This window comes from Janthinobacterium aestuarii (genome assembly GCF_046113285.1).
Lineage (GTDB): Bacteria > Pseudomonadota > Gammaproteobacteria > Burkholderiales > Burkholderiaceae_D > Janthinobacterium.
Map to the genome: position 1 here is coordinate 1,034,677 of NZ_CP142524.1, position 20,102 is coordinate 1,054,778.

The window sequence follows — 20,102 nt, forward strand, 5'->3', positions numbered from 1 at the left end:
GAAATACAGAATTGGCAACAAGGTTAGTGGGGGAGTGGTCTATAAAAACGGTATTGATACCGGGGATATATTGAGGAGACACACGTTTCACAGAAGTTGTTGAGTCATAGCTGTCTGCGGCCACAAGCCGGCACCGGCGGACCCAAACGACCGGGAACGTGAAGCAATATTTGAAGCGCACCGACTGGTGCGCTTTTTTTTCGTGCGCAGGAAACGTCCGCCGGCACGCCCAAAGTCGGTGCATAATTCCCGTGGCGCGGTTTCCGGCGCCGGCAAGTTGCATATATGCCACACTTGAATAATGATCAGCAGATGAAAAAACAACAGGGCAGTGAACTGTTCAGCGCCATCGTGGCCGCGCCGTTCGGCGCCATGGGCGTGCGCGCGCAGGACGGCCAGGTATGCGAACTGGTCTACCTGCCGCCGCACTTTGCCGAGAAAGATCCGCAGGATGCCGTCTCCGAGCGGGCGTGCGAACAACTGGCGCGCTATTTCCGCGACCCCGATGCGCCGTTCGACCTGCCGCTGGCGGGCCTGGGCAGCGCTTACCAGCAACGGGTATGGGCGGCGATCGCCGGTATCCCGCGCGGCCAGGTGCGCACGTATGGCGACGTGGCGCGCCTGATCGGCTCGGCCCCGCGCGCCGTCGGCCAGGCCTGCGGCGCCAACTGGTTTCCCGTGGTGATCCCTTGCCACCGCGTGACGGCCGCCGGCGGCCTGGGCGGTTTTGCCCACCATGACGATGCGACCGGCTTCCACCTGGGCGTCAAGCGCTGGCTGCTGGCGCATGAAGGCGTGGAAGCTTACCGATGATGAACAGTCTGCTGGCGCCCGACAACGCCACCCTGATCGACGAATTCTGCGACAGCCTGTGGCTGGAAGACGGCCTGTCGAAAAACTCGCTCGATGCCTACCGGCGCGACATGCGGCTGTTCGCCCGCTGGCTGGAAGTGGCGCGGCCCGGGCGCGAGGGCCTGTACGAGGTATCCACGGCCGACATCGAGGCGTATTTCGCCGCCCGCCACGACGAAAGCAAGCCGACGTCGTCGAACCGGCGCCTCTCTGTGCTCAAGCGTTTTTACCAGCTGGCCTTGCGGCACAAGCATATCGCGGCCGACCCATGCCTGAAGATGGTGTCGGCCAAGCAGCCGGCGCGCTTCGTGCATACCTTGAGCGAAGCGCAGGTGGAAGCCTTGCTGGCGGCGCCCGACGTGAGCACGCCGCTGGGCTTGCGCGAGCGCACCATGCTCGAACTCATGTACGCGAGCGGCTTGCGCGTGTCGGAACTGGTGGACTTGCAATCCGTGGAACTGAGCCTGAACGATGGCGTGCTGCGCATCACGGGCAAGGGCAGCAAGACGCGGCTGGTGCCGTTCGGCGAACAGGCGCGGCTGTGGATCGAGCGCTACCTGAAGGAGGCGCGCGGCGTGATTCTCGACGGGCAGATGGACGACGCGCTGTTCGTCACGCGGCGCGGCGGCGCCATGACGCGGCAAATGTTCTGGGTCATCATCAAGAAACACGCGCTGAACGCGGGCATCACGGCGCCGCTGTCGCCGCATACCTTGCGCCACGCGTTCGCCACGCATTTGCTCAACCATGGTGCGGACTTGCGTGTTGTGCAATTGTTACTGGGGCACTCCGATATTTCCACCACGCAGATTTACACGCATGTGGCCCGTGAACGGCTGAAACTGCTGCATGCGCAGCATCATCCGCGAGGCTAAACATTTGGAGTTTGCTCCAACTACGTCATAATGTGCCTTATATGCTTATCTGTAACATCTAAAAACTAAAGAGGTAGTAAATGGCCAAGACAAATTTCCAATACGAAAAACGGCAAAAAGAGCTGGAAAAGAAGAAGAAAGCCGAGGAAAAAGCCAGGCGCAAGCTGGAAGCGAAGAACAATCCGAAGCCGGCCGACGGCAGCGAGGGCGATGAGCCGGAAGCGGACGACGCAGACGTCGACGCTGATCCAGCCGCCGCTGGCGACGCTCCTGCCCAGCCGCAGTAATTCCCCTGTTTCTGACGACCGGTGCGGCATGGCCGCGCCGGTCTCCCCGCGTTTTTCCTTCCCCCGCTACAAGCGCGGCCGCTGGCCGATCGCCAGTTGCAGCTGCGTGCTGGCGATGGCCGCATCGGCGCGCGCCTGCACATAACCCTGATATGCCTCATCGGCCGAACGCTGCGCCGCCAGCCATTCCAGCAGTGAGGCATTGCCACTGAAGTAGGACAGGCGCATGCCGTCGACCACCTTTTGCGCATCGACCAGCACGCCGTCGCGGTAGCGCGCCAGCCTGTCCTGCGCCGCACGCAGCTGCCGCTGCGCCGTGCGCACCTGCGTTTCCGCCGTCAGTTCCGTCTGGCGCAGGGCCAGCATCGCTTGCGTCACGCCCGCTTCGGCCTGCACCACGTCACCCTTGTCGCGCCGCGACAGGGGGATGGGGATGGCCAGCGATACGCTCAAGGCGCGCGAGCGCGGCGACCCGTCGACGGGATTGCCGCTGGCGTCAACGCCGTCATGGTAGCCGCGCGCGGCGGCCAGGCCCACGGTGACGGTCGGGTCGACCGAGCGGTTGGCGCGCACGAGCGCCGCGCCGTCGCGCAGATTGTCCACGGTGGCGCGGGCGATGCGCACGTCGCTGCGCTCGCGCAGCGCCTGCGGCACCAGGGTGCTGGCATCCTGGTCGGCATACGCGGCGAAGTCGCAGGCCAGCTGCGCGTCCGGAAACAGGCTGTCGAACTGGCGGCCCAAGGGGGGCGACAAATTCAACATGGCGCTGTCCGCCTCGCTGCGCGCCTGCGCCAGCTCGGCCTGGAACTGGTCGCGTTCCACGCGCGACTGCAGCAGCTCGATGCCGCCCACGTCGCCTGCCTTGCGCCGCACGGCATTCGCGTCGACGACTTTCGACAGGGCCGCCATGGTCTGCTCCTTGCGCGCGAGGACCTCGCGCGTGCGGCACGCTTCCGTGAACGCGGCGGCGGCCGTGCCATACAGTTCGCTTTTGAAGCCGGCCACCGCTTCCTCGGCCAGCGCGACATGGCTGTGCGCCGCCTTCAAGCGCGCGGCGCGCTTGCCGCCCGTCTCGATGGCCATGCTGATGGCCGGATTCCACGTGACGGGGCGGTGCTCGACGCTGCGCACGGTCTCGCGCGTGGCGCCCAGGGTGAATTCGGGATCGGGACGCAGGCCGGCGATGCCGATGCCGGCCTTGGCCGAGACGATGTCTTCCTGCTGCGCCTGCAATTCCAGGCTGTGGCTCTCCACGGCGGACAAATAGGTCTCGAAGGTCAACGGGGCGGCGCTGGCGCAGGGGGCGATCAGCCAGGCCGCCAGCAGGACTTTAAAACGTGTCATGGTTCACTCCTTCGGTATCGATCCGGCGTTGTTGTACATACGCCTCGATCAGGTAATACAGGGCCGGCAACAGCAGCAGGGTCAGCGCCGTCGCCGTCACCAGACCGCCCACCACGACGGTGGCCAGCGGGCGCTGCACGTCGCTGCCCAGGCCCGTGGCCAGCATGGCCGGCGTCAGGCCCAGGGCGGCCACGGTGGCCGTCATCAGCACGGGACGCATGCGGTCGCGCGCGCCTTCCAGCACGGCGTCGCGCAAGCTCATGCCTTCGTCCGCGCGCAAGCGGTTGATCTGCGCCAGCATCAGCACGGCATTGAGCACGGCCACGCCGAACAGGGCGATGAAGCCGACGGCGCTCGACACGTTCAGGGTCATGCCGCGCAGGTGCAGCGCGGCCAGGCCACCGAGCATGGCCAGCGGCACGGCCAGCAAGACCAGCGCGGGCTGGCGCAGGTTGCGGAACTGGCCAAACAGCAGCAGGAACATGGCGCCCAGGGTCATCGGCAGGATCAGGGCCAGGCGGCTTTGCGCGCGCTGCAGGTTTTCAAACTGGCCGCCCCACTCGACGCTGATGCGCTGGTGCTCGTTGGCCACGGCTTGCGCCACCAGCGGGCGCGCTTCGGCCAGGAAGCCGGCCAGGTCGCGTCCGCGGGCATTGAGGCGCACGATGATGTGGCGCCGCCCCATTTCGCGCACGATCACGCTTTCGCCCGAGGTGGTGCTGATGGTGGCCACCTGCGCCAGTGGCACCCTGGCACCGTTGGCGGCCGTGAGCTTCAGGCTGGCGATGGCGTCCGGGCTGGAACGCGTGGCGGGCGGGAAGCGTACGGCGATGTCATAGCTTTTCTCGCCCACGTAGACCTGGCCGATGGGCGCGCCGCCGATGCCGGTGGCAATCAGGTCGGCCACGTCGGCCGCATTGATGCCGTAGCGGGCCGCCTTCGCGCGGTCCAGTTCCACCTTCAGGTTGGGCAGCGGCGGCTCCACGTCCACGGCCACGTCGGAGGCACCGGGGACGGTTTTCAGCACATTGGCCACCTTGCCGGCGATGGCGCGCACCTCATCGAGGTCGTTGCCGAAGATTTTCACCGTCAGGTCGCTGTGCGCGCCCGACAATTTGTCCTGCACGCCATCGATCATCGGCTGCATGAAGGCGACTGTGACTCCGGGCATGCGCGCGAAGCGTGCGTTCATTTTCGCGATCAGCTGCTGCTTGCTCATGCCCGACTTCCAGCTTTTATAGGGATGCAGTCCCACGCTCGCCTCGATGTGCGACGGCGTCCAGTAATCGGTGCCGTCGTCGTTGCGTCCCGTCTGCGTGACGATGGTCGACACTTCCGGGAATTCCAGCGCGGCGCGCCGCAGTTCGCCGGCCATCTCCGACGCCTTGTCCAGGGTGATCCCGGGCGGCATCTGCACCTGCAGCCACAGCGACCCCTCATCGAGATAGGGCAGGAAGTCGCGGCCGATGCTGCCGCCCAGGATGGCAAGCGCTGCGAGCGATCCTGCGCACACCATCGCCACCCAGCGCTTCTTGCCCACCATGCGTTCGAGGAAGCGGCCATACGCGCCCGTCAGCTTGTCCAGCACGCGGTTATGGAAGGTGCGGCGCGGCTTGCGCAAGGCCAGCCAGGCCAGGCCCGGGATCAGCACCAGCGCCACCACCAGCGCGCCCACGAGCGCCGCGCCCACCGCATAGGCCATGGGCGAAAACAGCTTGTACTCGATGCGCTGGAAGGCGAACAGGGGCAGGTAGGCGGCGATGATGACGGCCATGCCGAACATGATGGGCCGCGCCACCTGCAGGGTCGCGTCGATGGCGTCCTGCAGGGTGAGGGGCCGCTCCTGTTCCCGCTCGCGGCGGCGCAGCATGTTTTCCAGCACCACCACGGAACCGTCGACGAGGATGCCGAAGTCGATCGCCCCCAGCGACAGCAAATTGGCGGGAATCTTAAAGTGGTGCATGAAGATAAAGGCGATCAGCAGGGCCAGCGGGATCGTCAGCGCGACGATGGCGGCCGCGCGCGGGCTGCCCAGATACAGCAGCAGCACGAGGGCGACGAGCAGCATGCCTTCGCCCAGGGTATAACTGACCGTGTGCAGGGTGGCGTCGATCAGCGAGCTGCGGTCCAGGTAGGGCACGACCTTGACGTCCTTCGGCAGCACATTCGCATTCAAATCGTCCACGGCCGCATGGATGCCGGCCAGCGCTTCGGACGGGTTGAAATCCTTCAGCAGCAGGGTGATGCCTTCGATGGTGTCGGGGTTGTCGTCCTTGCCCAGGATGCCGCGCCGCTCCACGTTGCCGTAAGCGAGCTTGCCCAGGTCCTTCACCAGCACGGGCACGCCGTCCTTGCTGCTGACGACGACGTTGCCCATGTCGTCGAGCGAATGCAGCAGGCCCACGCCGCGCACCACGTACGATTGCTGGCCGCGGTCGATCACGCTGCCGCCGCCGCTGACGTTGTTGGCGTTGATGGCGTCCTTCACCTGCGCCAGCGAGAAGCCGTAGCTGTCCAGTTTTGCGGGATCGAGTTCCAGCATGAACTGCGTCGTCAGGCCGCCGAAATTGCTGACGTCGGCCACACCGCGCACCTGCTGCAGGCGCGGGATCACGGTCCAGAACTGCAGCTCGGACAGTTCGCGCAGGGAGCGTGTTTTCGACTCCAGCGTGTAGCGGTAGATTTCGCCCGTGGGCGAGGTGTAGGGATCGAGTCCCGGCTTGGCGTCGTACGGCAGGTTCACGCTGGCAAGGCGCTCCTGCAGCCGTTCGCGCGTGAAGTAGCCGTCGCTGCCATCCTCGAACACCACGGTGATCAGCGACAGCGCGAACAGGCTGCGCGTGCGCAGCACGTGCATGCCTGGCGTGCCCAGCAGGGCGCGCTCGAGCGGAATGGTGATCTGCTGTTCGATTTCCTCGGCGCCCAGGCCCGGCACCTGCGTGACGATCTGCGAGGTCACGTCGGCGATGTCGGGATAGGCTTCGATGGGCAGCTGCTTCCAGCAGTAGACGCCGTAGACGGCGACGAACAGCAGCACCAGCCAGACGATGCCGCGCCGCTGGCAGCAGGTGGCGATGAAACGGTCAATCATTGAGCAGCACTCCTTCCTTGACGACGATGCGTTCGCCCGCTTTCAGGCCGGCGAGGATTTCCACCTGTTCTCCATGGCTGGCGCCCACTTCCACCGTGCGCGGCGTGAATACCAGCGGGCTGCGCTCGACCATCACGCGCGTCGATGGCCCGCTTTGCAGCACGGCGGCCGCGGGCACGAGGAGGGCGCGGCGGCTGGCGCCGGCGAATCCCGCGTGGGCAAACATGCCCGGCTTGAAGGTGCCGGCGCGGTTGTCGATGGCCACGCGCACTTTCACCGTGCGTGTCTCGGGATCGAGCACGGCGCCCACATACGCGACCTTGCCCTCGAAAGCCTTGCCGGGCCAGGCGTCGACGGTGATGCGGGCCGTCTGGCCCACGGCCACTTGCGCCAGGTCCCTTTCGGCCACGTTGGCCGACAGCCACACGGTGGAGAGATCCGCCACCGTCATGACGGGCGCGTTGATATCGTTCCAGTAGCCGCCCTGGGCGCCTTCCATGGCGATCACGGTGCCGGCGATGGGCGAACGCAGCACGTAGTCGCGGCGGGTGCCGCGTGTGCCGCGCGCGCCGGCGCCGTACTGGGCCAGCTTGTCGGCGCTGGCCTGCGCGTCGCTGCCCGCCTGCGCAAAGGCCGCCTGGGCCGCCTCATACTCCTTGCGCGCGGCGATTTCCGCCTCGAACAGGGTTTTCTGGCGCTCCAGTTCCTGGCGCGCCAGCAGCAGGGCGGACTTCGCCTTGCTGTCGTCCGCGTAGGCGGCACTGAGTTCCGCCGAGTCGAGCGTGAACAGCGGGTCGCCCGCCTTCACGCTGTCGCCCAGGGCGCGCTGCAAGCGCGTGATGCGCCCGGCCAGGGGCGGCGTGATCTTCACCAGTTTTTCCGGCATCGCTTCGATGCTGCCCGGAGCCTCCGTCTGCGTGGCGATCTCCTGTTCCTGCACGGCGGCGATCTGCAGGCGCTGGCGCAGCGGCGACATCCTGTCGACGGCGATGCTGCCGTCGTCCAGATGCATCGATTGGACGGGCGGCGTGGCTGCCGCCGTCGGTTTGGCGCAGCCGGCCAGGGCCGAGCAGGCGAGAGCGAGGGCGCAGCTGGCGCCCAGGGCGTTGCGGGTGGTCGTGTTCATCCCGTGTTTCCTTGTTATTGATGGTGATGGGGCATGCGTGGATGCCGTGCCCAGGCGGGCGGTCAGAGGGGAGCGCGGGCAGCGGTATGACAGCGCCGGAAAAGCATAGCAATGTGCTCCTGAAGAAGCGCCCAAGAACGCCTGAATCATTCTTCAGGTTGCGTGCGCGCGCGGTGTGGCGCGGTAAAATGCAAGGATGGAAAATGCGGGAAAACACAGCACAATGGGAAAGGCAGGCATGAGAATCCTCCTGGTGGAAGACGACCGCAAGGCGGCACGCCTGCTGGCCCGTGGCTTGCAGGAAGAAGGCTTTGTCGTCGACGTGGCGCACAGCGCGGAAGAGGGCGAGGATGAAAGCTACGCCGTCGACTACGACGCGATCGTGCTGGACTGGATGTTGCCGGGCAAGCAGGGCATCGATTTTTGCCGCGATTTGCGCGCGCGCGGCATCCAGACGCCCGTGCTGATGCTCACGGCGCGCGACGCCACGGCCGACCGGGTGGCGGGCCTGAACACGGGCGCCGACGATTACCTGACCAAGCCGTTCGAATTCGAGGAGCTGCTGGCGCGCATCCGCGCCTTGCTGCGCCGCTCCGACATCAGCCGCCCGCTGGTGCTGGCGCTGGCCGACCTGACGCTCGATCCCGTCAGCCACCAGGCGACGCGGGCCGGCGCGCCGCTGGTGCTCACGCCCAAGGAATACGCGATTCTGCTGATCCTGCTGCGCCAGGCGGGCGAGGTGGTGAGCCGCGCGCGCCTGGCCGAGCAGATCTGGCAGGCTGACCTGATCGGCATCGACAACCTGATCGACGTCCACGTGCGCAACCTGCGGGGCAAGGTCGATGCGCCGGGCTTGCCGCCCCTGATCCACACGGTGCGCGGACGCGGCTTCCGCCTGGCGGAAAACCATGGTGGCTAGCTTTCGCAAGCGATTGCTGCTGGTGCACCTGGCCGTCATCCTCGCCATCGTCGCCTCCACGGCGCTGGCCGGCTACTGGGGCTTGTCGCGCGCCGTGCATGGCCAGCTCGATGCGGCCCTGCTGGCGCTGGCCGAGACGGAAATGGCCATGCTGCCGGCCGCGCCGCGCCAGCCCGTGCAGGTGCACGAGGTGGCGCCGGGCCTGGCGCCGCCGTCGTTGACGCGGCTGGACCGCCTGGTGCAGATCATCGATGGCGAAGGCCGCGTGCTGGCGCGCAGCCGCAACCTGGAGGCGGCGCAACTGCCGGCGCCGCCCGCCCTGCTGGCGCGCCTGGCGGCCGGCGAGACCGTCTTCGAAACCTTGCCCAAGTTCGGCGAGGAGCCGCTGCGCATGGTCTCGATTCCCGTGCCCTCGTCCGGCGCGCGCCTGGCGGTGCAAGTGGCCGGTTCGCTCGACGACACGAATCACGTGCTGGCCGCGGCCACCGTGCTGTTTGGCGCCATGGCGCTGGCCTTGCTGGCGGCCGTGGGCCTGGCCGGCGAAATGCTCACGCGGCGCGTGCTGGGCGCCATCGACGACGTGGTGGACCAGGCGCATTCGATCGGCGAGGCCAGCCTGCACCAGCGCCTGCCCCATCCCGGCACGCAGGACGAGATCGGCCGCCTGGTCGATACCCTGAACGCCATGCTGGACCGCCTGGAGCACGGCTACGATGCGCAGCGCCGCTTCACGGCCGATGCTTCGCACGAACTGCGCTCGCCCCTGTCGCGCCTGCGCACGGAAATCGAAATTACCCTGCGCCGTCCGCGCGAAGCGCCCGAGTATGTGGACGCGCTGGCGTCCTGCCTCGATGAAGTGCAGCGCCTGACGACCCTGGTGGAAGAACTGCTGATGCTCACGCGCCTGGACGTGGGGCAGGAGCGCAATGCCGTGGAAACCATCGCGCTCAATCCGCTCGTGCGGGCGGCCGCACAGCGGCTGGAAAAGCCGGCGGCGCAGCGCTGCATCCGCATCGTCTTCGATGACAGTGTGGCCGTGCACGCGCGCGTGGCGGCCGGCCCCGTGGACCTGGTGCTGGCCAATCTGCTCGATAACGCCGTGAAGTTTTCGCCACCCGATAGTGTCATCAGCGTGCACGTGGCGCGCGAGGGCGAACATGCGCTCGTTGGCGTGGCGGACGCGGGACCGGGCATCGGCGTGGAAGACTTGCCGCATCTGTTCGAGCGCTTTTACCGTGGCGCCCAGGCGCGCGCGGGCGAGGCGCCCGGCTTCGGCCTGGGCCTGGCCCTGTCGCAAGCGATCGTGCACGCGTACGGCGGCAGCATCGAGGCGCGCAACCGCCCGCAAGGCGGCGCGCTGTTCATCATGCGCCTGCCCGCGTCAAGCTGAGGGGGCGACGCCTTCCCAGCGCACCTGCCGCACTTGCGGCCAGGCGCCCGCGCGGTTGACGAAGCGCACCAGCACGGCGCGCTGCACGGCCTGGCACAGCACCGTGGCGATCAGCCGCACCACTTGCCGGGCTTCGTCCCAGCTGCGCAGCATCTGCGACGGCGCCAGGCCCGCGTCTTGCAGTTCGGCCAGCAGCAGGCGCACCACGTGGTCGGCTTGCGCCGCGGGGCAGGTGACGGTCAGGCGGTAGGTGGCCATGACGGGACCGCGCCTGGCAAACCAATGGAAGAATTTTTTCATCATCACACTCCCCGTTCAGCGACAAATTCCGCGTTGTTCACGAGCGCCCAGCGCACGGCCGAGACGCTGCCTTCCAGGCTCACCTGGCTGACGATCTGCTCCAGCAATCCCAGGCTGGACAAGGGCGTGAGCAGGTCGGCCCGCACTTCGATGCGCCCGGCCTGCGCCGCGTCTTCGCTGTGCAAGGACTGCAGCATCAGCGCCGGCATGCCGCTGATCAAGCGCAGCATCAGCTTGCGCACCTGGACTTCCTGCTCCGCCTCGCACACGGCCGTCACGCGATAGATGCTTTCCGTCTCGATGCCCGCTTCGCTGCCGTGCGCGTTGATCCGTTGCGCCAGGTGGCGCAGCACCAGGTTGGCGATCAGCACGAAGCCCGTGCCGATGGCCGCTTCCAGGGCAAACCCCAGGCCGCACAGGATGCCGATGGCGGCCGAGCACCACAGGGTGGCGGCCGTGTTCAGGCCGCGCACCGTCATGCCCTCGCGCATGATGACGCCGGCGCCGAGAAAGCCGATGCCCGACACCACCTGCGCGGCGATGCGCATATGGCCGGAGGCATCGCCTTCGAGCACGGAAACCATCACGAACAGCGAAGCGCCGACGGACACCAGCGCATTCGTGCGCAGCCCCGCCATGCGCTGGCGCAGCTGGCGTTCGGCGCCGATCATGGCGCCCAGGGTCAATGCCGCGGCAACGCGCAGCGCAAAGTCAAATACCACCATCAGTTTCTCCCGGCTGGGGAGGAACAGGCGAGTGCAAGGGCGAAGACAATCCGCCCGCAAGGGGGCAGCAGACGATCACGGTGGAACGATGAGGGGGAAGTGGCGGCGAGAGAGTACCGCCGCTGGTAAAACCGCACCTTGCCGAGGGCAGGGCGGGCGGAATGCGCGCGTCTTGCCTAAGGCCGATCGCCGATGGTCAATCGACTACTGTCACTGGAACAAGCACCCACGAGTCACTCCATATCATTGATAACGGGGACAGTCTAGCCAGTGGTGCCGCTTTGGTCAACTGAAGCTCTCTTCAGGCAGCCGCCGCGTCGTCCCCGCCAATGCGGGGACGGTGAAGGCGACCGGTCAATCAGTGGGCGTGTGCTTTGCCATCATCGGCGGATTCGGCATGCTCGCCGCCGCCGAAAAAGCGCGCGGCGCGCTTGCCCAGGCTGTCGAGATAGGTGTAGGCGACGGGCACCACCACCAGGGTCAGCAGGGTCGAGGTGATGACGCCGCCGATGACGGCGCGGCCCATCGGCGCCTGCGATTCGCCGCCGTCGCCCATGCCGATGGCCATCGGCAGCATGCCGAACACCATCGCCAGGGTCGTCATCAGGATGGGGCGCAGACGCACTTGCCCCGCTTCCATCAGCGACTCGAACTGACCCAGGCCTTCGCGCTGGCGCTGGTTGGTGAAGTCGACCAGCAGAATCGCGTTCTTCGTCACTAAGCCCATGAGCATGATGAAGCCGATCACGGAGAAGATGTTCAGGGTGCTGCCCGTGATCAGCAGCGCGGCCAGCACGCCGATCAGGGACAGCGGCAAGGACACCATGATGGCGATCGGCTGCAGGAAGCTGCCGAACTGCGAGGCCAGCACCAGGTAGATGAAGATCACGGCGATCCCCAGCGCCATCATCGCGCCGCCCATGGTTTCAGCCATCTGCTGCGCATTGCCGGCCACGTCGAAGCGCACGCCCGGCGGCAGGTCGATGGACTTGATGGCCTTCTGCACGTCGGCGTCGACGTCGCCGGCAGGGCGGCCCTGCACGCCCGCATAGATGGCGACCCGGCGCTGCAAGGCCTGGCGTTTGAGCACCTGCGGACTCGAGGACGGCACGAAGTCGACCACCTGGCGCAGCGGAATCATGACGGGCTTGCCGTTCGCATCAAGCTTGCTCGACGCGAGCGACAGGTCGGCCAGGTCGGCCACCTTTTGCCGGCCCGATTTGGGCAGCTGCACGTTGACGTCGTAGTTCTGCCCGTCGGACGCCAGCCAGTGGCTGACCGTGTCGCCCGCCACGAACGGCCGCAAGGCATTGCCGATCTGCTGCACCGACAATCCCAGGTCGCTGGCCAGTTCGTTGTTGATCTTCACGGTGGTCGACGGATTGGCGCCTTCCTGGCTGTATTCCATGTCGGCCAGGCCCTTGATGTTGCGCATCTTGTCCATCAGGGTGTGCGCCACGGCATCGAGCTTGCCTTCGTCCGTGCCGAGGATGGCGATGAAGATGGGACGCTGGCCGACGGACAGGGTGATGCCGGCGATCGGCGCCAGGCGTTCGCGGATCAGTTTTTCCAGTTCCTGCTGCGAGCGGCGCCTGTGTGTCTTGATGTCCGTCAGCTTGAGGTTCACCTCGGCCGTGTTGCGCCCATCGGGCGTGCCGATATTGGCCACCAGGCTGTCGATCTCGGGAAACTCCTTCAGGGCCGTTTCGATCTGGCGCACCTTGGAATCCGTGTATTCGAGGCTGGAGCCGACGGGCGTCTTGAAGCGCAGGTTGACCCAGCCCTGGTCCGTCTCGGGGAACATCTCGCCGCCGATCATGGGCACGAGCATCAGGCTGCCGACGAACAGCGCCACGGCCGTGGCCAGCGTGGTCTTGCGCCAGCGCAAAGCGACTGCCAGCACCTTGCCGTACCAGACGTGCAGGCGGTCGATGCCCGTCTCGATCCAGGCCATGAAGCGGCCCAGCCACGGCGCGTACTTGAAGCGGTCCTTGACGGGATCGCGCCAGACGGACGACAGCATGGGGTCGAGCGTGAAGCTGACGAACAGGGAAACGAGCACGGCGACGGCCACGGTGATGCCGAACTGCAGGAAGAAGCGGCCGATGATGCCGTCCATGAAGGCGACGGGCACGAACACGGCGACGATGGCGAACGTGGTGGCCATTACGGCCAGGCCGATTTCATTGGTGCCGTCGTTGGCCGCCTTGTAGTGGTTCTTGCCCATGCCCAGGTGGCGCACGATGTTTTCGCGCACGACGATGGCGTCGTCGATCAGCAGGCCGATGCACAGGGACAGCGCCATCAGGGTCAAAAAGTTCAGCGTGAAGCCGAAGGCCTTCATGGCGATGAAGCTGGCCAGCACGGAGATCGGCAGGGTCAAGCCCGTGATGATGGTCGAGCGCCACGAGTGCAGGAACAGGAAGACGATCACCATGGTCAGCACGGCGCCTTCGATGATGGTGCGCTTGACGTTATTGAGCTGGCTTTGCACGCGTTCCGATTCGTCGTCCAGCACGCGCAGGGTGATATCGGGCGGCAGGCTCTTTTGCAGGTCCGCCGCCACTTTCAGGATGCCGGTACCCACTTCGACCACGTTGGCGTCCTGCACCTTGGTGATTTCCATGGTCACGGCTTGCTGGCCGTTCATGCGCGAAATCGACAGTTCTTCCTGCTCGCCGTCGACGACGGTGGCCACCTGGTCCAGGTAGACGGGACCGATGGCGCGGCGCGCCACGATGATCTTGCCGAATTCGCGCGCATCCTTGATCTTGCCTTCCACGCGCACCAGCTGCTCTGCCGCGCCATGGCTGATCGAGCCGGCCGGCAGGTTGGTATTCGTCGCCTGGATGGCGCGGATGACTTCATCGACGCCGATGCCCTGGGCATTGAGCTCGATCGGCTTCATGCTGATGAGGATCTGGCGCGCGCGCAGGCCGCGCAGCTTGACTTGCCCCACGCCGGCCACGCCCTGGAAGCGTTTGCTGATGATCTGCTCCGTCATGGTCGACAGCGCGCGCAGGTCATGCCCGGTCGAGGTCAGCACGATGGTGGCGATGGGGCGCTCGTTGTCGCCCTCGGCGCGCGCGATGAACGGGTCCTTGGCTTCCTTCGGGAAGCGCGGGCGCACCAGGGCCACCTTGTCGCGCAAGTCCTGCATGGCCTTGTCCATATTGGTCGACAGCTCGAATTCCAGGTAGACGCCGGCGCGTCCTTCCCACGAATTGGCGCGGATGGTCTTGATGCCGCTGACGGTGTTGACGGCGTCCTCGATGGGGCGCGTGATGTCGTTTTCCACGGCTTCGGGCGAGGCGCCCGGGTAGTTCACTTCAATGGCGGCGAACGGGAACTGCACGCTGGGCATGCTCTCCACGCCCAGGCCACGGTAGGAGAAGATGCCCAGCACCACCAGCGCCACCATGACCATGGTGGCGAAGACGGGGTTTTGAATACTGACTTTGGTCATCCACATGGCTTAATCCTTCCGTGCCAGCACGGCCGCCGGCGCGGCGGGGGCGGGGCCGGTGGCGGGCGCGGCGAAGGTCACGCTGTGGCCCGGTTTCACGCCATCGAGCCTGGCGATGATGACTTTCGCGCCCGGCACCAGGCCCGACTTGACCTCGGCATAGCCTTCGTCCTCGTTGCGCAGTCCCAGGGTGACGGGCTGCGCGACCACCTTGTTATTCACCAGCGCATACACGACGGGGCCCTGCTTTTCGTTGCGCACGGCCGTCAACGGTACCAGCGGCGCGACGATTGATCGCTCGGTGACGATGCTGCCCTTGGCGAACATGCCGCCGCGCAGCGCGCCATCGCCATTGTCGACGGCGATGTAGACGAGCATGGCGCGCGAGCCGCTCTCGGTGGTGGGGTTGATGCGCGTGACCTTGCCGGCGAAGTCGCGCGCGCCGAAGCCGTCGACCTTGAAGCGCACGTCCTGGCCCAGCTTGATGCGGGGAATCTCCGCGCTGGGCACGGGCGCTTCCAGGGTCAGCTGGGCCAGGTTGACGATGGTGTAGACGGGCATGTCGGGCGCGACTTTTTCGCCCGCCTGCAGGTGGCGCTTGCTGACGATGCCGGCCATCGGCGCGCGGATCACCGTGTCGGCCAGCGCGATGCGGGCGATGTCGACCATGGCGGCGGCGGACTTGACGCTGGCGCGCGCCAGGTCGACGGAATTCTGCGTCGTGTCGTAGGCCGTCTGCGAAATGTATTTTTGCTTGAGCAGCGCCTGGCTGTTCGCCTCATTCTTGGCCGCCATCGACAGGCGCGCCTGCGCTTCGTCCAGCATGGCTTGCTGCTGCGTCAGGCGGGCGCGCAAGTCGGCCGCGTCCAGGCGCACGAGGACTTGCCCGTTGGCTACTTGCTGGCCTTCCTGCAAGGTCGTTTCCTGGATCACGCCGGAAACCTTGGCCTTGATGGTGGCCTGGGTCACGGGGGCCAGCGAACCGGACAGGGGCAGGCTGATGCTGAGGGCGCGCGCATCGATGGCGGCCACGTCGCCCTGCGCCAGTTCATGCACGGGCGTCTTTTCCTGTTCCTTCTTCTTGCTCGCCTGCTGCTCGGCCGCCTTGGCGGCCTGCTGCTTCGATTGCATCACCGTCCAGCCGCCGCCGGCCAGGCCCAGCACGACGAGGATCAAGAGGGGCGTGCGCCAGCGCCGGCGGCGCGTGGCGGCAAGGGGAGAGGCGGGGGGCAGGGTCTCGTTTTTCATAGGTTTTTTTTTCCAGGAGCGGCGCAGGGCTTCGGCGCCAGGTCTCGGTGCGGCCGGCCTGCGGCAGGCCGGGGGAATTCGGGTAGCGCATCACCGTGGCGGCCGCAGACGACACGCCTGCCGCTGCGGCCGTTCACGGCGATGCGCATGTTGCCACTTTAGGAAGATTCAAGTCCGGCCGCCATCGCCGTGCGACAGATTGCACAAAATCGGGGCTGGAATGCAAAAAACGGCGACCAAAGACCACCGCCAGCATGCGCGCCGTCCACGTCACGATGCTTGCGCCTTCTCAAGAAGCCGATTCGCCGGCGCGCAAGAATGGTCGGGATGGTTGCGCTACCGGACAGGTCATTTGCCCGCCGGTTGCAGCGCGGCCGCGCCACGGGGGGGCTGATGTCTGATCGGATTGCCGGAGCCGCCCCCTCGCCGGGCCGTTTGCTGGCCGCGGCCGAACCGCAGGCGGGGCCGGCCGGCAAGGCGCTCGACTTGCTGTCCATCATCGTTGCCGCCGTCGAACAGGCGCCCGGCCTGGCCGTGCGCGGTATCGACCGCGACGGCATCGTGCGCTACTGGAGCGCGGGTGCGGCGCGCCTGTATGGCGTGGCGGCCGAGCTGGCGCTGGGCCAGCCGTGGGCCAGGGTGGCCGCTTCGCTGCCCGGTGCCGCCACCCTGGCCGAGGAAGTTAGCGGCGAACTGGCGGCCGTGTGGGAGAGCGGCAAGGCGCGCGGCATGCGCCTGTGGAAACTGGACGCCGACGGGGCCGCGCCGCGCTGCATCTGTTCCACCGTGTTTCCGGTCATGCAGTCCGGAAGGGTGCGGCAAGTGGTCTGCATCGATGCCGACATCACGCCCAGCGGCCAGGATGACGCGGCGCAGGGCGCCCTGCTGCTGATGGGAGACAATTTCCGCCAGCTGTACGAGAAGTCGGCCGACGCCATCGTGCTGCTGCGCGACGAGCACATCGCCGAGGCGAATCCGGCCGCCATCGCCCTGTTTCAATGCGAAGACCGGACACGCCTGCTGGGGCGCCGCCTCAGCGACTTTTCGCCCTTGCGCCAGCCCGATGGCGCATTGTCCTCGTTGCGCGGCACGCAGCTGGCGGCGCAGGCCCATGCCGACGGCAACTGCCGCTACGACTGGCGTTACCAGACGTGCACGGGCCAGCTGTTCTGGGGCGAAGTGCTGCTTACGTCCGTCACGCTCGACCATAGCTATCTGTTTTACGCCGTGATCCGTGATATTTCCTCGCGCAAGCTGGCCGAGCGGGCCCTGTACCTGTCGGCGCAGGTGGTCGAGCATGCGCGCGAGGCCATCGTCGTGATGGACCCGCAGCAGCACGTCGTCAGCATGAATCCCGCGTACAGCGAGATCAGCGGCTACAGCCTCGACGACATGCTGGGCAAGCCCTTCGTCCCGCACGGCGTCGAGCCGGACGTGCCCGCATTTTTCGACCACGTGTGGGACGAAGTCGATGCCAACGGTTACTGGCAAGGCGACATCGTCGGCCAGCGCAAGGCGGGCGGGCGCTATCCGGCCTGGCTGTCGCTGACGGCCATCCGCGACCCGCAGGAGCAATTGAGCAATTATCTGGCCATCCTCAGCGACATCAGCGAGCGCAAGAAAAACGAGGAGCACACGCGCCACCTGGCCGAGCACGATTTCCTGACCGACTTGCCGAACCGCGTGCTGCTGCTCGACCGGCTGTCGCTGGGGCTGGCGGCCGCGCGGCGCAAGCTGAGCATGCTGGCCATCCTGTACCTGGACCTCGACCATTTCAAGCACATCAATGACAGCATGGGGCACCACGTGGGCGACTTGCTGCTCAAGGAAGTGGCGCGGCGCCTCGTGCGCTGCGTGCGCGGCGTCGATACCGTCAGCCGGCATGGCGGCGACGAGTTCGTCATCATCCTGGCCGAGGTGGGCGGCATCGACCAGGTGGCCCACGTGGCGGCCAGCCTGCTGCATGCCGTCACGCAACCCTATCAGCTGGGCGAGTACGAATTGCATGTGTCGACCTCGATCGGCGTGGCCATCTTTCCCAGCGACGGCGACAGCATCGATAGCCTCGTGCACAACGCCGACATCGCCATGTACCACGCCAAGGAAAGCGGGCGCAACAATTTCCAGTTTTTCAATGCCGAGATGAATGCGCAAATCGTCGAGCGGGCCAGCCTGGAGCAGGGCTTGCGCGAAGCGCTGGGGCGCGACGAGTTCGTGCTCGAATTCCAGCCCGCGCTCGATGTCGCCAGCGGGCAAATCCTCGGCGCCGAAGCGCTGTTGCGCTGGCGCCACCCGCAACTGGGCGTGCTGCCGCCCGAGCGTTTCATTGCCGTGGCCGAGGAATGCGGCTTGATGGTGTCGATCGGTAACTGGGTGCTGCAGCAAGCCTGCCGCCGCGCGCGCGCCTGGCACGATGCGGGCCATGCCTGGAGAGTGGCCGTGAATCTGTCGCCGGCGCAGTGCCTGCACAATAACTTATTGCTCAGCGTGCAAGAGGCGCTGGCCGTGTCGGGCTTGCCCGCCGCCTGCCTGGAACTGGAAGTGACGGAGTCCTTGCTGATGAAAGGAGGCGCGCGCCTGGCCGGCGTGCTGGCGCAGCTGCGCGCGCTGGGCGCCAGGCTGGCCATCGACGACTTCGGCACCGGCTATTCGCGCCTGGCCAATCTGCGCCATTACCCGGTGGATCAACTCAAGATCGACCCGTCGTTCCTGCCGGCCGCGGCCGATGGCGCGGTCGGCGAGTCCGACACGGCCATCGCCGCCACCATCATCGCCATGGCGCGCGAGCTGCAATTGACGGTGATCGCCGAAGGCGTGGAAACGGCGCAGCAGCTGGCCTATCTGCGGGGGCAGGGCTGCCAGCAATACCAGGGGCGCTTTGCCAGCGCGCAAGTCGCGGGCAGCACGCTGGCGAAGTTATTGAATTAGTCAATGTTGCCCAGCAGCTTGATGCGTGCCAGCACCTGGCCATGGTCGGAGGCATGCGGCAAGCCCAGCAGCAAATGGTCGTTGAGATACGTCACTTCCTGCAGCACGCCGATGGCGCGCGGCGAGGCGGGATGAAAATGTTCGGACACGAGGATATGGTCGATCGTCATGTAGGTGCTGTCGTGAATATTCGTGTAGCCCGCGTGGCGCAGGGCGTCCTGGCGCAGCTGGATGGCGTTGGCGTCGTACAGGCGCGCGCGCATTTCCATGCCCGGTTCGCACGGCGCGCCGGCGCCCATGACGATGGCCGTCGTGACGGCATTGGCGATGTCGTTGAAGTCGCCCAGCACGATGCGGGGACGGCCAGTGTGGCCCAGCTCGCTTGCCAGCACGCGCAGCGCCACGGCTTCCGCGCCGCGCCGCTGCAGCGAGCGCAGGTTGGCCAGCGCGTAGGCGATGGCATCGTTGCCGTCGCCATGGCGGTAGTCGGGCCGGCGCGATTTCAAATGCACGACGACCACGTCCGTGAGTTGTCCGCCCGGCAAGATGACCTGGACATGCAGGGGCGCGCGGGCGAAGCGGCAGGCGTTGTCGTCGGCGGGCTGCCTGTCGGCGGACACGGTCACGCCGGCGGGAAAATTCGCCCAGGCAACACCAGTGCCGGCCAGCGGCAGGCGCGACACCAGCGCTACCGTGGGCAGCATGCGTCCGGCAATATCCATCGCATCGTAGCCGGCCAGCGTGGCTTCGCGGTAATGGCGCGTGCGCGACAGCACGTCGCGCAGGGCCGCCTGCGAGAAAATTTCCTGGAATCCGATCACGTCGGCGTCGAGCAGGTCGATCTGCCGCGCCGTCCATTCCGCCTTGGCCTCGTATTGCGCCGGGCTCAACGGTTCCAGGTTGTCATACAATTTCGCCCCGGCGGGGGCGAGGTTGCAGACATTGAATGTGGCAAAGCGGATTTCTTCCTGCATAATTAGCACTCCTCACTGAACGATCAGCGTATCACGCATGGCTAAAAAAGAGCATATTTCCGAAACCCAGGCGACGCAGCTGCTGCGCAAGCATCAAGTCTCCTTCGAAGAACACCCGTATCCGTACGAGGAGCACGGCGGCACCAGCGTCTCGGCGCGCGAATTGGGCGTGCCGGAACACGCGGTGATCAAGACCCTGGTGATGCAGGACGAGGCGGCCAAGCCGATGATCGTGCTCATGCATGGCGATTGCAAGGTGTCGACCAAGAACCTGGCGCGCGGCATCGGCTGCAAGTCCGTCGAGCCGTGCAAGCCCGAAGTGGCGCAGCGCCATTCCGGCTACATGATCGGCGGCACCTCGCCCTTCGGCACCAAAAAGACCATGCCCGTGTACGTGGAGCAATCGATCCTGGACTTGCCGCGCATTTACATCAATGGCGGGCGGCGCGGTTTCCTCGTCTCGCTGGCGCCGCAGGTCTTGCTCGACTTGCTCAAGGCCAAGCCGGTGCAGTGCGCGCTGCAAGATTAAGAAAACCAGACGCCGCCCTGTCCCTGGACTGGACGCTGGTGTATATTC

15 protein-coding genes are annotated in these 20,102 nt (G+C 66.4%); 7 read left to right on the forward strand and 8 right to left on the reverse strand.

The window, feature by feature from the left end:
* Nucleotides 1-312 precede the first annotated feature (312 nt).
* From OX462_RS04680 to OX462_RS04690, 3 genes are all read left to right on the forward strand, one after another.
* Nucleotides 313-813, forward strand: a complete 501-nt coding sequence (locus OX462_RS04680; protein ID WP_409027885.1) for a methylated-DNA--[protein]-cysteine S-methyltransferase — start codon at nucleotides 313-315, stop codon at nucleotides 811-813.
* The gene (gene xerD / locus OX462_RS04685; RefSeq protein WP_409027886.1) at nucleotides 810-1,727 is read left to right on the forward strand and encodes a site-specific tyrosine recombinase XerD; all 918 of its coding nucleotides are present in this window, start codon (nucleotides 810-812) and stop codon (nucleotides 1,725-1,727) included. Before OX462_RS04680 ends, xerD begins: the two co-directional genes overlap by 4 nt.
* Before the next feature lie 80 nt (nucleotides 1,728-1,807).
* Complete coding sequence (locus OX462_RS04690) at nucleotides 1,808-2,014, forward strand: hypothetical protein (RefSeq protein ID WP_070223057.1); 207 nt, start codon at nucleotides 1,808-1,810, stop codon at nucleotides 2,012-2,014.
* A 66-nt stretch (nucleotides 2,015-2,080) separates the two neighbouring features.
* On the opposite strand, the gene OX462_RS04695 is transcribed toward OX462_RS04690, so the two are convergent.
* Genes OX462_RS04695 through OX462_RS04705 form a run of 3 tightly spaced genes read right to left on the reverse strand, consistent with a single transcriptional unit; the run spans nucleotide 2,081 to nucleotide 7,575 of the window.
* Nucleotides 2,081-3,358: a TolC family protein gene (locus tag OX462_RS04695; RefSeq protein ID WP_409027887.1), complete on the reverse strand. Its 1,278-nt coding sequence runs from the start codon at nucleotides 3,356-3,358 to the stop codon at nucleotides 2,081-2,083.
* A complete protein-coding gene (locus OX462_RS04700; RefSeq protein WP_409027888.1) occupies nucleotides 3,345-6,449 on the reverse strand; it encodes an efflux RND transporter permease subunit in 3,105 nt (1,034 codons plus the stop codon). Before OX462_RS04700 ends, OX462_RS04695 begins: the two co-directional genes overlap by 14 nt.
* Complete coding sequence (locus tag OX462_RS04705; protein ID WP_409027889.1) at nucleotides 6,442-7,575, reverse strand: efflux RND transporter periplasmic adaptor subunit; 1,134 nt, start codon at nucleotides 7,573-7,575, stop codon at nucleotides 6,442-6,444. Before OX462_RS04705 ends, OX462_RS04700 begins: the two co-directional genes overlap by 8 nt.
* A 238-nt stretch (nucleotides 7,576-7,813) precedes the next feature.
* Here OX462_RS04705 and OX462_RS04710 point away from each other — a divergent pair, with 238 nt between their 5' ends.
* Both OX462_RS04710 and OX462_RS04715 read left to right on the forward strand, forming a co-directional pair.
* Complete coding sequence (locus OX462_RS04710; RefSeq protein WP_070287908.1) at nucleotides 7,814-8,494, forward strand: response regulator transcription factor; 681 nt, start codon at nucleotides 7,814-7,816, stop codon at nucleotides 8,492-8,494.
* Complete coding sequence (locus OX462_RS04715) at nucleotides 8,487-9,884, forward strand: sensor histidine kinase (protein ID WP_409028729.1); 1,398 nt, start codon at nucleotides 8,487-8,489, stop codon at nucleotides 9,882-9,884. The genes OX462_RS04710 and OX462_RS04715 overlap by 8 nt, the downstream gene beginning before the upstream one ends.
* On the opposite strand, the gene OX462_RS04720 is transcribed toward OX462_RS04715, so the two are convergent.
* From OX462_RS04720 to OX462_RS04735, 4 genes are all read right to left on the reverse strand, one after another.
* On the reverse strand, nucleotides 9,876-10,187 hold the full coding sequence (locus OX462_RS04720; protein WP_070287737.1) for a hypothetical protein: 312 nt from the start codon (nucleotides 10,185-10,187) through the stop codon (nucleotides 9,876-9,878). The two genes, OX462_RS04715 and OX462_RS04720, sit on opposite strands and share 9 nt — an antisense overlap.
* The gene (locus OX462_RS04725; RefSeq protein ID WP_070223069.1) at nucleotides 10,187-10,909 is read right to left on the reverse strand and encodes an MgtC/SapB family protein; all 723 of its coding nucleotides are present in this window, start codon (nucleotides 10,907-10,909) and stop codon (nucleotides 10,187-10,189) included. The genes OX462_RS04720 and OX462_RS04725 overlap by 1 nt, the downstream gene beginning before the upstream one ends.
* A 358-nt stretch (nucleotides 10,910-11,267) precedes the next feature.
* Complete coding sequence (locus tag OX462_RS04730) at nucleotides 11,268-14,381, reverse strand: efflux RND transporter permease subunit (RefSeq protein ID WP_409027890.1); 3,114 nt, start codon at nucleotides 14,379-14,381, stop codon at nucleotides 11,268-11,270.
* Nucleotides 14,382-14,384: 3 nt separating this feature from the next.
* The gene (locus OX462_RS04735; RefSeq protein ID WP_070223073.1) at nucleotides 14,385-15,623 is read right to left on the reverse strand and encodes an efflux RND transporter periplasmic adaptor subunit; all 1,239 of its coding nucleotides are present in this window, start codon (nucleotides 15,621-15,623) and stop codon (nucleotides 14,385-14,387) included.
* A gap of 393 nt (nucleotides 15,624-16,016) precedes the next feature.
* On the opposite strand from OX462_RS04735, the gene OX462_RS04740 reads away from it, so the two are divergent.
* Nucleotides 16,017-18,551 carry a sensor domain-containing protein gene (locus tag OX462_RS04740; protein ID WP_409027891.1) on the forward strand — a complete coding sequence of 845 codons (2,535 nt, stop codon included), beginning with the start codon at nucleotides 16,017-16,019 and terminating at the stop codon, nucleotides 18,549-18,551.
* Here OX462_RS04740 and OX462_RS04745 read toward each other — a convergent pair.
* Entirely contained in the window at nucleotides 18,548-19,525 is a 978-nt protein-coding gene (locus OX462_RS04745; RefSeq protein ID WP_070223077.1) for an endonuclease/exonuclease/phosphatase family protein, read from the reverse strand. The two genes, OX462_RS04740 and OX462_RS04745, sit on opposite strands and share 4 nt — an antisense overlap.
* A 37-nt stretch (nucleotides 19,526-19,562) precedes the next feature.
* Here OX462_RS04745 and ybaK point away from each other — a divergent pair, with 37 nt between their 5' ends.
* Nucleotides 19,563-20,054 carry a Cys-tRNA(Pro) deacylase gene (ybaK, locus tag OX462_RS04750; RefSeq protein WP_070223079.1) on the forward strand — a complete coding sequence of 164 codons (492 nt, stop codon included), beginning with the start codon at nucleotides 19,563-19,565 and terminating at the stop codon, nucleotides 20,052-20,054.
* Nucleotides 20,055-20,102: the final 48 nt, after the last annotated feature.